Source organism: Myroides sp. DF42-4-2 (assembly GCF_030326445.1).
GTDB lineage: Bacteria > Bacteroidota > Bacteroidia > Flavobacteriales > Flavobacteriaceae > Flavobacterium.
This window is the reverse complement of record NZ_JACAKI010000015.1, coordinates 47154-61233: the sequence shown is the minus strand read 5'-3', so window position 1 is coordinate 61233 and position 14080 is coordinate 47154. Positions and strand designations below refer to the sequence as shown.

General features: G+C 38.5%; 12 protein-coding genes. 2 read left to right on the top strand and 10 right to left on the bottom strand.

Features of this window, described 5'->3' with window-relative positions:
- Nucleotides 1-17: 17 nt before the first annotated feature.
- The 3 genes from HX062_RS11660 to HX062_RS11650 all read right to left on the bottom strand — a co-directional run bounded on the left by HX062_RS11660 (nt 18) and on the right by HX062_RS11650 (nt 2529).
- Nucleotides 18-434, bottom strand: coding sequence for a CBS domain-containing protein (locus HX062_RS11660; RefSeq protein ID WP_182626679.1), 417 nt, complete (start codon nt 432-434; stop codon nt 18-20).
- A 153-nt stretch (nt 435-587) separates the two neighbouring features.
- Nucleotides 588-1379, bottom strand: a complete 792-nt coding sequence (locus HX062_RS11655; protein WP_286467535.1) for a helix-turn-helix domain-containing protein — start codon at nt 1377-1379, stop codon at nt 588-590.
- A gap of 7 nt (nt 1380-1386) precedes the next feature.
- A complete protein-coding gene (locus HX062_RS11650; protein WP_353620075.1) occupies nt 1387-2529 on the bottom strand; it encodes an MBL fold metallo-hydrolase in 1143 nt (380 codons plus the stop codon).
- A gap of 198 nt (nt 2530-2727) precedes the next feature.
- Between HX062_RS11650 and HX062_RS11645 the strand changes: the two genes are divergently transcribed.
- Nucleotides 2728-2964: a VF530 family protein gene (locus tag HX062_RS11645; RefSeq protein WP_182626680.1), complete on the top strand. Its 237-nt coding sequence runs from the start codon at nt 2728-2730 to the stop codon at nt 2962-2964.
- A 174-nt stretch (nt 2965-3138) separates the two neighbouring features.
- On the opposite strand, the gene HX062_RS11640 is transcribed toward HX062_RS11645, so the two are convergent.
- From HX062_RS11640 to HX062_RS11630, 3 genes are all read right to left on the bottom strand, one after another.
- On the bottom strand, nt 3139-4887 hold the full coding sequence (locus HX062_RS11640; protein WP_286467534.1) for a nuclease-related domain-containing DEAD/DEAH box helicase: 1749 nt from the start codon (nt 4885-4887) through the stop codon (nt 3139-3141).
- A 140-nt stretch (nt 4888-5027) separates the two neighbouring features.
- A complete protein-coding gene (locus HX062_RS11635; protein ID WP_286467533.1) occupies nt 5028-6008 on the bottom strand; it encodes a deoxyhypusine synthase family protein in 981 nt (326 codons plus the stop codon).
- Nucleotides 6009-6024: 16 nt separating this feature from the next.
- Entirely contained in the window at nt 6025-7206 is a 1182-nt protein-coding gene (locus tag HX062_RS11630) for a calcium:cation antiporter (protein WP_286467532.1), read from the bottom strand.
- A 220-nt stretch (nt 7207-7426) separates the two neighbouring features.
- Here HX062_RS11630 and HX062_RS11625 point away from each other — a divergent pair, with 220 nt between their 5' ends.
- On the top strand, nt 7427-8152 hold the full coding sequence (locus HX062_RS11625; RefSeq protein WP_286467530.1) for a beta/alpha barrel domain-containing protein: 726 nt from the start codon (nt 7427-7429) through the stop codon (nt 8150-8152).
- A gap of 155 nt (nt 8153-8307) precedes the next feature.
- On the opposite strand, the gene nagB is transcribed toward HX062_RS11625, so the two are convergent.
- The 4 genes from nagB to HX062_RS11605 all read right to left on the bottom strand — a co-directional run bounded on the left by nagB (nt 8308) and on the right by HX062_RS11605 (nt 14071).
- Nucleotides 8308-9084, bottom strand: a complete 777-nt coding sequence (nagB, locus tag HX062_RS11620) for a glucosamine-6-phosphate deaminase (protein ID WP_286467529.1) — start codon at nt 9082-9084, stop codon at nt 8308-8310.
- A gap of 301 nt (nt 9085-9385) precedes the next feature.
- Complete coding sequence (locus HX062_RS11615) at nt 9386-9880, bottom strand: GNAT family N-acetyltransferase (RefSeq protein ID WP_286467527.1); 495 nt, start codon at nt 9878-9880, stop codon at nt 9386-9388.
- Nucleotides 9881-9998: 118 nt separating this feature from the next.
- Nucleotides 9999-12995, bottom strand: a complete 2997-nt coding sequence (gene secDF, locus HX062_RS11610) for a protein translocase subunit SecDF (RefSeq protein WP_182626686.1) — start codon at nt 12993-12995, stop codon at nt 9999-10001.
- A gap of 140 nt (nt 12996-13135) precedes the next feature.
- Nucleotides 13136-14071 (bottom strand): malate dehydrogenase, encoded by a 936-nt coding sequence (locus HX062_RS11605; protein ID WP_182626687.1) that lies wholly within the window; start codon nt 14069-14071, stop codon nt 13136-13138.
- Nucleotides 14072-14080 lie beyond the last annotated feature (9 nt).

Genomic DNA, 14080 nt, shown 5'->3' with positions numbered 1-14080 from the left:
GCTAAACTCATCTACGATTAATACTGTGCGATTAAATAATTAATGAGGTCTGTTGTTGTAACAATTCCAACCAAGGTTTTGTTTTTATCTACCACGGGTAAGGAGTGGAATTGTTGGTTAACTAATAATTCGGCTACTTCTTTAATTGTTGTTTCATCGTCTACTACGATGGGGTTAGCGGTCATAATATCTTCTAATTGATAAGCGTCATAAATCGCGTTAATCGCTTCAGCATCCATTTCTGCCGTACTATATCCGATTTTTAAAATATCATTGCTCGAAATAATCCCCACCAGCTGCTCACCTTCTACAACGGGAATATGTCGAATCTTATAATCGGTAAATAGTTGATTTACTTCGCTTATTTTTTTTGTAGGAGGTACGGCGATTAATACCTTTGTCATAATTTGTGATACGGGCACTCTTTGTTTCATAGCTTTCTATTTTGTTTAGTTAAAGTTCCGCTTCTTTTTTTTGTAAAGAGATGATACATAACAGCTTTATACACAAAATATTTTCGTATCTTTTAATACTGTAGCCATTTTATCCTAAACCAATTAAGGAAGAGCAATACCGATGCCCCCTTGTTATAGTTTGGAAGGATTCACGCCAAATCGCTGCTTAAAGGCATGGGAAAAGTGAGAAAGGCTCTCAAAACCAACTTCCATATACACGTCTTTTACTTTCATTTTTTTTTGTTCCAGCAAATAATACGATTCCTCCAATCGCCTATTGACTAACCATTTATTGGGAGACTGGTGAAATATTTTTTCAAAATCGCGTTTGAAGGTTGCTAGGCTTCTCCCAGTGAGAAAAGCAAACTCAACAAGAGGAATATTAAAGCGAAAATGAAGATTCATATAACTTTCTAAATCAACTTTTCCTGGTTGTCCAAAGTGAAAAAGCAGATGTTGAAGGTTGGGATTGTGGTGCAACAACAAGTAAATCAATTCTTTCTTTTTGAGATTGATCAACTCCCTATCAGCGAGTTCATGGGTAAACCACCCTTTTAAGGTTGTAAAATAATCTTGTAATAAATCGTTTGGTTCTAAGCGCAGCAAATTAGCAGTGGCTTTTATTTCGGGTTTATACCCTTTGTTCAACGCAAATTCTTGGAGCAACTCCTCATCCAATACCACAGAAATAGCCTGAAACACCTCTTCTTTATAGGGGTACTTGACAAATCGAATTAAGCTATTTTTTCGGTAGACAATAATATCACCTTTTCGGTAGTAATACGTTGTTTTACCATCAAAGGCCTCTAACTCTCCAGAAATCAAATAGGAAATGCCGTGCTCTTTCACCAACTGTTCCCCCGCTTTTTTACTTTGGGTATAACAGGCTAACTGAATGCCAAATAAATCAACTGATTGTGTCATCTTCAAACTAATTTCTCCACCAATAGGTTGGCTGACCGTCCATTGTCTCTAAATTAACACTTTCTCCGATCATAGGTGTAATCAAAGGCATATTTTCTTTAAGACAAGCTTGTGTAATACGTGTTAACGGTTCGGTCCACGCGTGATTCGCCAGTACAAATTTAGCGGAATGCACAGGAAATAAAACACCCGCTTGCAGATCTTTGGCAGCTTGAACCACTTCTTCGGGCATCATGTGGATGTATTTCCAACTGTGATCATATTGTCCATTTTCTAAAATGGCCAAGTCAAACGGACCAAATTTGTCGCCAATTTCTTTAAAATGTGTATCATATCCACTATCACCACCTATAAATATTTTTTGTTTTCTACCCTCCAATACAAAAGAAGTCCATAGGGTATTAGCTGCGAAAATACTTCGCCCTGAGAAGTGACGCGCTGGCGCTAATGTAACTTTGAAACCGTTGTCCAATTGCACTGTTTCCCACCAATCTCTTTCAATAATCTGTTGTGGACGATACCCCCAATACTCCAAGTGCTCCCCTACTCCTAATCCGCAAATGACGTATTTTACTTTATCTTTGATTGCTTTTAGTGTTTGGTAATCCATGTGATCGTAGTGATCATGGGTGATAAACAGCACATCAATAGCGGGTAAATCCGCTGGACGAACAATGTCTGTTCCTTTAAATGCTCTGGTTCCACCGGGAATTGGAGAAGCACTTCCGCTCAATACTGGATCAACTAAAAGCACTTGCCCTTCTAGTTGCAACAAATAAGAAGAATGACCAAACCAAACCAATTGAGGCGCTTCCCCTTGTAGGATCTCCCAATCTACTTCTTTTGTTGGTACACTTCCCTTTGGCTTACTCTCCTTGGATTTACCAAATAAATAATCGTATAAAGCCGTAGTAAATGCCTGCGTTAATTGAGGAGTATGACTCTGGTTTTGAAACTTTCCATCTCTGTAGTTTACCGATTCTTTGATTCGCTGTAAACGCTCTCCTGAAGGACGTTTACCAAACTTTGGATGCATCATATATACAGGGGTTAATAGTAGTATTCCAACAAAAAAAAATCCGATGCGCTTCGCGTATTTCCATCCGTATTTTCGCTTGTGCTCACGTCTATTTATTCCTTTGCTTCTCACTGCTATTAGTTTTTAGGTTAAACTTATCTGGGTGTAAAAATAGGTGTAAAACGGTTTAATTACTTGCTTCAAAAGCTCAATATAAGTTATCTAAAAAGCTCAGTGCTGTTAAATGATTCTTATTATTTGCTTCGAATGACAAGGTGTGTGCCCTTACACCCCGAGAATAAACAGTATCTTTGCATAAAAACAGGTTTTATGGAGACGTCAAAAGATCCTTTACACGGGAAGAAGCTCGCGGATATTTTAGAAGAATTAGTAGATTACTATCAAGGTTTTGAAGGCTTGAGCAAAGAGATCAATATTCGTTGTTTCACCCATGATCCCAGTATAAACTCCTCCTTGAAGTTTTTGAGAAAAACCCCATGGGCAAGAGAAAAAACGGAAAGCTTATACCTGTATGTACTCCGCCAGAAAGCGAAAAAAAAGTCCTAGGACATACGATTCCTCTAGCCTAAGATGCAATAGGGCCTAGTTCCACCTCCAATATGAGGATATGGGCTTGTTCTACCTGTTGTTTTCTCTTTTTTACTAATTCTGCTACACTCCTGTGGTTTTGTTTAGTAGAAGTACAAAAGTACTTTTTTCAGTTTCAACTGCGCAAACTCCTTATTCCTCCTCGTGTTCTTGGTAGGTATGCAATTGCCAGATGCTCAGGTTATCAATGGCGCGCGTGCACCCCACATACCATTCAAAAGGAGTAAATTGATCGGGTTTATCGACAATTAAGATCACATTTTTTCGTTCTAAGCCCTTGTATTTCAATGCGGTTGTATATTGCAATACCGAAGGTGTTAAGGTCAGTTTATCTGGTGTGAGTTCTTCCATTTGCAAATCGACAATCAGATCAGCTACGTTATTTCTGCGTTGCCATACTTTACTCTGTACCAAAACGATCACGTCCTCCGCTGTTAACGAAGAACTCGGATCAGTAATATTATCAATAATAGTGACCATTGCGTTTTTCAATTCTTCTACCTCCTCAAAAGAGCGCAATTCAATTTCGTCGTATTCTTGTTGATGCACCGTTATTTCCTCCCACTCTTCTGGCGATTCTTGGATGTGTTCTGCAATTTGGCGGATTTGCGATTTTTGGGCGCTACGCCTTATTTTATGCAGTTTGAAATGGGTAAAATAGTCTTTCAAAAAATAGGCGTATTCCGTCACATCCCGTCCAAATAAAGAGAAACTTTGATCTAAGTCATACAACAACATCACGTTTCCTTGGGTTAATCCTTGGCCATCTCCGCAGAGTTTATCGATTAATAAGGCTAAATTTCGATCCAAGAGATCTTGTGCTTCGTCAATAATCATATAATCGTAATCGGGCAGCTGATTTTGTTCTTCTAGGTGCTCTAGGGTTTCCTTTACGAGTTTTGCACAAGACAAGGGTTTTAAGTAGTATATTTCCTTTTCACTCACATGGGGATGATAGTTGGCAATAAGCTGTTTGAACGTCATGCATTCGATGCGAACGTTGCGCTCTTTGAATCGCTGTTGATTGTAGGCACATAGCAAGGCATTCCAACAAAGATAGATTCCCTCTCGTTCCACTTGCATCTCCGCATAAGCCATGGCCATCGTGGTTTTTCCCGTTCCTGGAGATCCTTCAATCATCAATCGCGGATTCTCTGCCAAAGAATACAAATAATCCAAGTTTCTCTCTTTCAACCACAAATAGGAATTTCGAGATGCGAATACATTGGTGTCTTGTACTTTAGGGCTAAAGGTGTTAACGATATAGCTCAAGTCATTGGCTTTTAATTTCTTAAATGCAATCGGATGTACGCTTTGTAATTTCTCACGTGTATAGTCATAAATATGCAGGAGAAAGCGTTCAATATTGTGATACTCGTTTTTACGCGTATAATCACTGTATATCAGGTTCTTGTCATAAATAGTATTTTCGATCGCTATTTTAGTTGTAGGAAAGGCAACGGCTTCACAGAATTGCACGTGTTTAAAATTCGGAAATACCTTATTCATTAGCGTATACTTATAGCCTTTTACTTGCTCAAATGGATTTTGAGGCAGCCATTTCATATGGTCGCCATCTTTAAAACAGAAGCGTCCTTGATCCACGACTACGTTGCCCCCTTTGACTTCCAGGACAATAATGCCAAATCTTGAAACGATAATGAAGTCAAGTTCTGCGTCTGCTTTTGCCCGTTGAATTCTCGTATTGTCGTGAAAAGGCAAGCGCAAGCTATACCACACATACCAATCGTGCTCGCTTTCGCTAAGGGATTGAACTAAATCGCCATAAATTAAAAATTCCCCATAGGGTACTTTATTGCCATTGATGATGAGTTGCTCGAGTTCATCGAGAGGATATTCAGGATAAATCTTTAAAGCCATGATTTTTATCTCCTTTAACGTGGAGAACTAATGTACCCCTTTTTTCGTGATAATCGCTTAATCTAACCTAGAAAAAGAAGCCTGAAAAACAAAAAAACCAGTAGCTCGACCACAGGGCAAACTACTGGTAAAGAATTAAATTATTTGCCTAATATCCAAGCAAATATAAGGGGAGCAACAATTGTTGCATCTGATTCGATCACATAACTAGGTGTATCAACATCGAGTTTTCCCCAAGTTATTTTTTCATTGGGGATACAACCCGAATACGATCCATAGGAAGTAGTTGAATCAGTAATTTGACAGTAGTATCTCCATTTTAATACGTTGTCTTTTTCCAAGTCTTGTGTGAGCATTGGCGCTACACACATCGAGAAATCTCCGGCAATTCCCCCTCCGATTTGAAAGAATCCAATGCCTTGGTCCACGGCATTTGCTTCGTAAAAATCCGTAAGCCAAACCATGTACTCAATACCACTTTTTACTGTAGAGGCTTGCAGTTCTTTCTTGATCACATAAGACGCGAAAATATTCCCCATGGTTGAATCTTCCCATCCGGGCACTACAATGGGCAAATTACGCTCTGCAGCGGCTAACATCCACGAGTTCTTCGGGTCTATTTCATAATCTTGTTCCAAGACACCACTCAACAGCAATTGGTACATGTATTCGTGTGGAAAATAACGCTCGCCCTTAGCTTGAGCATCCTTCCATATTTTTTCAATGTGATGTTGAATTTTGCGGAAGGCTTCTTCTTCAGGAATACAAGTATCCGTTACGCGGTTATACTTATTTTGAAGTAAGTCTAGCTCATCTTGTGGGGTTAAATCGCGATAATTAGGTATTCTCTTATATTGCGAATGTGCCACTAAGTTCATAATATCCTCTTCCAAGTTGGCTCCCGTACAGCTGATGATATCCACTTTTCCTTGTCGAATCATTTCAGCTAGGGAAATACCTAACTCAGCGGTACTCATAGCACCTGCTAATGAGATTAACATTTTTCCTCCAGCTGCTAAATGCGCCTCATATCCTTTGGCAGCATCTATGGTTGAAGCGGCATTAAAATGTAAGAAATTACTTTCCAAAAATTGTGAAACAGGTCCTTTTTTGTGTTCCATTTTACGTTTTTATATATTAAGGATTAAAAATCAACAGTATAAAGACAGCAAATAGCACCAAATGCATCATCCCCATAATAGGCGTTGTACGCTTGCCTATAAAGGTCATCAAGCTCAACAGCAAGGTGATAATAAACAGAATGGTTTCTGTGGGAGTCATTCCAAAAAGCACGGTTTTACCAGTGATCAATCCAACGAGTAAGACTGATGGAATCGTCAACCCTACAGTAGAAACAAATGCACCGTGACAAAGGTTTATTGCGCGTTGAAATTCGTTGTTTAAGGCCGCTTTTACAGCCGTCATTGATTCTGGGGTAAACACGATAATTGCAATCAATACGCCCCCTAATAATGGAGGTAGATTAGCCGCTTTAATCCCGTAATCCACCACCACAGCCATGTTGTGCGACAACAAGACAATCGGCAAAATCATACCCAATAAAATCAAAGTGCGAATGACTATTTCCCTTTTATTACTAGACGGAACTCCCTCATGCCCTGCTGTTGCTTCCCTTTGAATCACCTCATGGCGCTGAGAAAAAAGAATCTCCATGCTTCCCGTTTTAGGTTGTATATACAAATGCTTGTACCCCTTCATCTGAAACAAGAGAAATACACCATACAACACAATTACAAATCCCGCCAAAACAATAGCTTGTGTCGTAGTAAATGCACCACCACCTGCTCCTTGAATAAAATTAGGCAGTAACAACCCTATTCCACCAAGCATAATAATCATTCCTAAATACGATAAGGTGCCCTGTGCATTGTACTCTTGCTCACCAAATTTCAGCCCTCCCAACAAAATACACAATCCAATGACTAAATTCATTATAATCATCATCACCGAAAAAATCGAATCCTTTCCGATAGTAGGATTTTCACCAGGGCCTAGCATCACCGCAGCAATTAAAATCACTTCAATGGAAACAATGGAAAGCGTCAAAATGAGCGTTCCATAGGGTTCCCCTAGTTTATGTGCCAATTCATCTGCTTCCTTAACCACGCCAAAAGCAGCACCAATTATTGTAAATAGTAAAACTAAAAATGTGCCTAACGCAATTGTTCCCGTTATGGAATCTCCTAGGAGCCTTTGTCCAAAGACCATAAATAAAATCACGATTAACCAAACCGCAACTAATCTAATTCTTGTGCGTGTTGGAAAAATTTGCGATAAAGCGAAGGTTTTCTCTGTCATTGTCTTTCAATCTTTTAGGTTAAAATAACGGGACAAAAGTACAGGTTGTCGCAGACAATCTATTTATCCTATGATAAATAATTCGGGAATAGGAAAGTATCTACAGCGTTCGTTACACAAAATTCGAAGTTCATTACAAGATCTCTTCGATTACTTACAATGGGCCCAGCCAACGCGTCCTATTTTTCATCTTTGTATATCGTTTTAAAGTATAAGAAAAATGGCAACGACCAATCATACAAACTCTATTTGGAACACGCCCCCGCCTAAAAGGCGTTTTTGGGACATCTTCTTTTTTTGGAAAGCGCCTGCCAAACAAAAGGCAAAAATTCCAACCCCCAACCACATTACTAAACGATGTAAAGGACTAGAACTCCATGGCAAGAAAATCAAGACCATTCTGTACTCAACTGATTTAGCCTTAATAGAAAATAACGATGCAGATGCGCTACTAGCGGTTTACCCTTTTACTCCTTCATTGCACATCATTAAAACGTTGATTGCATTTTCAAACAAACCTGTTATTTGTGGTATTGGTGGAGGAATGACTCAAGGTGATTTTGCCATTGAAATCGCATTAGAGGCACAGAAATGTGGTGCGGCAGCGGTGATTGTAAACCAACCTTTTAAAAATGAGGACATTGCTATACTCAAACAGCACCTCACTATTCCCATCATATCCAGCATATCTACCTTAAATTTTGATTTTGAGGCACGTATTCAAGCGGGAGTTAGTTGTTTTAATATTACGGGAGGAGGCAATACCATTCAAATAGTAGAATACTTACAGCAACACTATCCCGATTTTCCGGTAATTTCTACGGGAGGTAAGACCTATGATTCCCTACAAAACATTGTGAATAAAAAAGTTAGCGCAGTTATATTAACTCCGCCTTCCAATGCGGAACTCTTCCGGTCTATCATGGATAACTATCGAAAAACCTAGAACAACAGCTGTAAATTCCCGCTCTATTGCTCGGCTTAGACTTAGGTAGGGAAAGGAGTCAAGGTGCTGGATTAGAACCATAAAAAAAGCGATGCAGTACAATGCATCGCTCTTTTAATTAACTGTGAATCAGTTTATTTCTACACTAGCTTTACCTATAGCAAAGCGGCTGCTTTTTGATCTAGAATATACTCTACCTGCTCTAATTGTTGTAAAAACGTAGCAGGTACTGCTGCAGAAATTTCGCCTTTCAAAGCCTTTTCTATGATTTCTGCTTTTCGTTCACTCAGTGCCAACAAGAATATTTGCTTGGCTTGCATGATGGTTTGAATTCCCATGGTAATAGCCTGCGTAGGAACATTATCTAACCCGCCAAAGTCATCCGAAGCATCAGTTCTTGTGATGTCGTTTAATTGAACCAATCTCGTCAACGAATCTTTCAGTGAACCTGGTTCGTTAAATCCGATGTGTCCACTTCTGCCAATTCCCAATAATTGCATGTCTAAACCACCAAAATCTTGGATCTTTTTTTCATACAATTCACAATATGCCTGAATTCCTTCTAGGGATAAAGTTCCATCGGGAATGTGAATTTGATGTGCAGGAATATCGAGGTGATTAAAGAGATTTTGTTTCATAAAAGTCACATAACTCTGCTCTTCTACAGGATGCATCGGATAATATTCATCTAGGTTGAAGGTCACTACATTTTGAAAGCTTAACCCTTCATTTTGATGTAAACGCACGAGCTCTTTATACACCCCTTTTGGTGTAGATCCCGTGGCTAATCCCAAGATTGCAAGGTCTCCCACCTCTTGTTTTCTCTTTATTATTTGCGCAATTTTATCAGCAACGTATAACGATGCAGCATCTGCACTCGGGTATACTTTTATAGCCTGTTGTAAAGAATTTTCTAGCACTTTATTTTTCAATTCATTTATCTTGTATAACTTCTACAATGACCCAAACAGATTGTACAAGGCTAACAACTCTTTTACGCTCTATTTCTTGTTGAATTTACACGGTTAATTATAACTTATCCATTCAAAGACTTCCTAGATTATTTCCTTTCTATTTCGTCGATTTTCTTTTTCTTGTATCAAAAATACAAAATTTAAAAATACTTAACGCATTTTTTTTGCATTCCCTTATAAACAAAGGGATAAAGCCTTAATTTTAAGTTAAGTTTAGCGCGTAAATTCCAACTTAAGAACATAAAAATCTGCGTCTTATCTAATAGCCTTCTTTTTTAGACTCCAAAACCAAAAATATACCTTCCCAGTCTTTTTCTTCCAATTCTACGGTATTTGGGTCATACGCGGTTGTAATTTTACGCCAAAAAGCCAATGCAGGCGCATTATTCGCCATAACTCCAATCTTCCACTTACCTTGGTGCTTATCCAAAATTCTCCTTGCTGCTTGACTTCCTACTCCTTCTCTTCTATACTTTTTCAATACAAAGTATTCTACAAGCTCCCAAACAGGTTCTTTCGTTTGGGTTAACACAGTAGAGCGCACCAAAGCGAAACCCGCTAAAACACCCTTTATTTTGATAAAATAAGCCTGTCGATCGTGTTCTACGAAATAGTAATCCAGGTAAGGATAATCATACAACCCCATTACATCGACATCCTCTGGATCAAATACCGTAAAGTCATATTTATACAATTGCATCAAATTGCGCAATACTTGCTTTTCTTCTAAAGCGACTGTTTCAATCGTAAGCATCTTTTTTAATTTTCATAATCTCGTCTAAAGTAACTAAAAAAACGACAAGGGATACAAACAAAAAGAGGAAGTAGTCGACCTACTTCCTCTTTTATATTCTATGTGTGATACACGTAAATTAAGCTTGTTCGCCTGCAAGTTCTTCTTCTTGCGCTTCACGGTGTAATCTTTCAATTTCCTCTTTGTCTTTTCTTGGCATTGTATCAACTAATACAGGTGTAGCTAAGAATAAAGATGAATAAGTACCTACAATAATACCGATTAACATAGCGAAGATGAATCCGCGGATTGAATCTCCACCAAAGATGAACATGATTAACAATACAAAGATTAAAGTTAACGAAGTATTGATTGTTCTCGATAAGGTAGTATTTACTGAATCATTTACGATCTTATTGAAATCTCCTTTTGTTTTACCAGCGATAAACTCACGCACACGGTCAAATACAATTACGGTATCGTTCATCGAGTACCCAATTACTGTAAGAATAGCAGCAATAAAGTGTTGGTCGATTTCCATGTGCCAAGGCATAAATTTGTATGTTAAAGAGTATACTCCCAATACAAAGATTACGTCGTGTGCCACAGAAACGATAGCACCTAAAGAGTATTGCCATTTGCGGAATGAAATCACCAAGTAAACGAAGATGGCAGCCATAGAACCTAAAACGGCCCAATAAGCATTTTGTTTTACGTCTTTCGCAACACTTGGTCCGATTTTAGACGCTTGAATAACTCCGTATACTTTTCCTTCTGTTGCATTGACGAACTCTTGGTAAGTGATCTCTTTCTCGTAATACGGTTTCAATCCTTTATACAGCAATTCGTTTACTTCTTGGTCAACTGCAGCACCTTCTTCTTCTACTTTGTACTTAGTAGTAATTTTCAATTGCTCTTTATTACCAAAAACTTTTGCTTCTACGTTTACACCAAAAATGTCTCCTAGTTTTTCACTCACGTCATTTGCTGAAACTTCTTTGTCGAATTTCACTTGGAAGGTTCTACCACCAACGAAATCTGTACCTTCATCAAATCCGTTGATAAAGAATGAAGCAAAAGAAACAACAACAATAACAGCTGATAAACCGTAGGTTGCTTTCTTCATTTTCAAGAAGTCAAAGTTGAAGTTAGTAAACCAGTTTTTAGTGATATTCGTTGAGAACATTAAGCTTCTACCTGCTTTCACGTCTCTATCCATAAAGATGCGAGCGATGAAGATTGAGGTAAACAACGAAGTAGCGATACCAATTAACAACGTAGTAGCGAATCCTTTGATAGGTCCTGATCCGAAAGCGAATAAGATAACCCCTGTTAGGATATGCGTTACGTTTGCATCAACGATTGGGCGCATAGCACCTTTCCAACTATAGGATTCTTTGATCGTATCGGCTAGATTCATTCCCTTTCGCAAACACTCTTTGGCTCGTTCGGAAATAATAATGTTGGCATCCACTGCAGTACCCATTGTCAATACGATACCGGCAATACCAGGTAAAGTCAACACAGCACCTAAACTAGCTAAAATACCAAACATGAATAATAAGTTAGCTAACAACGCGATGTTTGCATACCAACCTGCTCTTCCATAGTAGAAGGCCATCCACAACCAAACAACGATTAAACCAGCGATTGCTGATAGCATACCAGCGTCAATTGCTTGTTGTCCTAATGATGGTCCTACGATTTCTGATTGTACGATATCTGCACCTGCTGGTAATTTACCTGCACGTAAGATATTCGCTAAGTCTTTTGCGTCAGCTACAGTAAAATCACCAGAGATTGATGATCTACCACCAGTAATTGGTCCGTTAGTAACCCCTGGAGCAGAATAAACAACATTATCTAAAACAATAGCGATATTTGAGCGCTCTGTAAATGCTTTTCCTGTTAATTCTTCCCAGATTTTTGCTCCTTTTGGACTCATCGACATGCCCACAACTGGACGGCCGAAGTTATCATACTCGTCTTGTGCACCTGTTATCACGCTTCCACTCAAAGGAGGAACTCCCTCGCGGTTGGTTTTTAACGCGTACATTTCTACGACATCTGGTGCTTTTTTGCTTGGTTTACCCCATACAAAACGCGCGTATTTTTGATCAGCTGGCAATAAGTTTTTAACGTCTTGACGTTTTAATAACGCATTTACCTTTACTGTATCTTTCGTCTGAACATAACCTAAAACAGGGCTTCCTTGCTGTCCAATTCCAACAAATAAGCTGAATAATGGACCTAACTCTTGCGTTTGAGCTTCTGTATCCTCTGCTTTAATTCCACCTAATAATGCATCAACATCAGTTTTTGTTGAATCTTGTGCTTGTTCGATTTCTTTTGTTTCAGGTTTAGCCGCTTTTTCCGTTGACTTCAAGTACTCATTCGCAGAAGCTAAATAATTACCGATTTCTTCAACTTTATACGTTTCCCAAAACTCTAACTGAGCAGTACTTTGTAAAAGATTCTTGATACGATCTACATCTTTTGCACCTGGCAATTCAACTAAAATACGCCCTGTATCACCAAGCATTTGAATATTGGGTTGTGAAACACCAAATTTGTCAATACGCTCTCTGAATACGCGGTACGCACTCTCAATAGATTCCTTTACTTTTTTGTCTAAGATAGCCTTTACTTGGTTATCTGACATTCCTACTGTAATCTCACTTAAATTTCTGTTTGCAAAAATATCTCCCGAAGCTAATTTTACACTGCCTTTAGATTCTTTTTCGAATGCAGTATAAAACGCGTCAAGGTAACTTTGATTACCTTGTCTCAATGCCTCTGCCTCTGCCAATGCTTTATTAAACACAGCATTTTTAGAATTATTTGCTAAACCTTTAAGAATGTCTTTGATCGAGATTTGTAACGTTACGTTAATTCCTCCCTCTAAATCCAATCCTTTGTTGATTTGTTTAGCTCTTACTTCATTAAATGTCTGTCCTAAAAAAACTGTTTGATTGCCAATTGAGTCTAAATACTGTAATTCTTTTTCCGAATCACCATTAGCAAAAGCTTTCGCTTTGTCCTCATAATGGCCTGTAACAAAGGTGAAAGACAACTGGTAGATACTTACCAGAGCAAAAATTATTGCAAAAAATTTAACAAGTCCCTTGTTTTGCATTATTACTAAAAATTAATTAATTATTTTTTTAAAACGAGCAAATATAAAATATGATGCTAGATTAACCAATTCTTTTGGCAAGTTTATCGCTAAAAAAACGAGGATTTCCCCTTCTATTTGCTCGACGTCTTATAATAATTTTATGAAAGTATGTGGTGAAGTTCTTTATTCACCTCTTTTATAGCTTCCGCACTCTTACTAAATTCTTCTTTTTCTTCTTTATTTAAAGCGATATCAACAATTTCCTCTACCCCATTTTTTCCGATAATACACGGAACTCCGATAAAGATATTTTGTTCACCGTATTCGCCCTCTAACAAAGTAGAACATGGAATTAATTTCTTTCTGTCGTGCAAAATGCTGTCTACTAATTGTGCCACAGCAGCTCCAGGAGCATACCAAGCAGAAGTTCCCAATAGTTTTGTCAACGTTGCTCCACCAACCATGGTTTGCTTCACTACTTCTTGTTGATCTTCCACAGTCAACAGTTGGGTAACAGGAATTCCCTTATAGGTAGCCAAGCGAATTAACGGGATCATGGTTGTATCTCCGTGTCCTCCAATAACCATTCCTTCAATATCTGCCACAGGTTTGTCCAATTTTTGGCTCAAGAAATACTTGAAACGAGCGGAGTCTAAGGCTCCTCCCATTCCGATAATTCTATTCTTAGGCAATCCCGAAATTTTCAAGGCTGCCAAAGCCATCGTGTCCATAGGGTTAGTCACAATTACAAAAATAGCGTTTGGAGAAACGGTCAACGCATTTTCCATCACACTCTTTACAATAGCTGTATTCGTTCCAATTAATTCTTCGCGAGTCATGCCCGGTTTTCTGGGAATCCCAGAAGTAATCACAACTACATCACTGTTTACTGTACGTGCATACTGTTTTGTTACTCCTTTAACAACGGTGTCAAAACCAGAATTTGCAGCACATTGCATGATGTCCATCGCTTTACCTTCAGCTAATCCTTCAGTAATATCTACTAGGACTACTTCACTAGCGATTTGCCTAAATGCGATAACTTCAGCGCATGTTGCACCAACGTTACCTGCTCCAATTACAGATACTTTCATAATTAAATG